This is a genomic window from Vibrio sp. 1401 (genome assembly GCF_033340295.1).
Genome location: NZ_JAWOWF010000681.1, coordinates 1 through 560 on the forward strand (window position 1 = coordinate 1; position 560 = coordinate 560).

Genomic DNA, 560 nt, shown 5'->3' on the forward strand with positions numbered 1-560 from the left:
ATACTTTCACCCGATTCATGAATTCTTGTAGGAATAGTTCTGTTGGTGACAATGGCTCTTCAACCCAGTAAATACCGTAATCTGTCACGTTCGCCAGCTTCGCAGCTAACTCAACGGCATCATCGAAGTCACCCATTTGGTCAACAAGACCGAATGATAAGGCATCTTGACCTGTCCAAACTCGGCCTTGCGCGACTTTGTCTACCTCTTCTACCGTCATATCTCGGTTTGAACCAACCAAAGAGATAAAGCGTTTGTAGCCATGCTCAATGCCTAGTTGGAACGCTTGAGACGCGCCTTCAGACAAGCCAGTTGTAATGCCGTCGCCAGAAAACGGTGACGTGCCAACGCCGTCGGTGTTGATACCAAGTTTGCTGAAGCCTTTTTCGAACGTCGTAATAACGCTGAAGATACCAATAGAACCCGTCAGTGTTGTTGGTTGTGCGACGATTTTATCTGCGCTCATTGAAATCCAGTAACCGCCAGAGGCCGCTAGGCTCGACATCGAAACTACAACAGGTTTGCCTGCTTTTTTTAGCGCTTCCACTTCGTTGCGAATC

Annotated in this window: 1 protein-coding gene; it reads right to left on the reverse strand. The window is 47.9% G+C overall.

Annotated elements, in window-relative coordinates; genetic code table 11:
* A partial coding sequence (locus tag R7Z77_RS27560; protein WP_318137334.1) for a S49 family peptidase occupies positions 1 to 560 on the reverse strand: 560 nt, incomplete at both ends.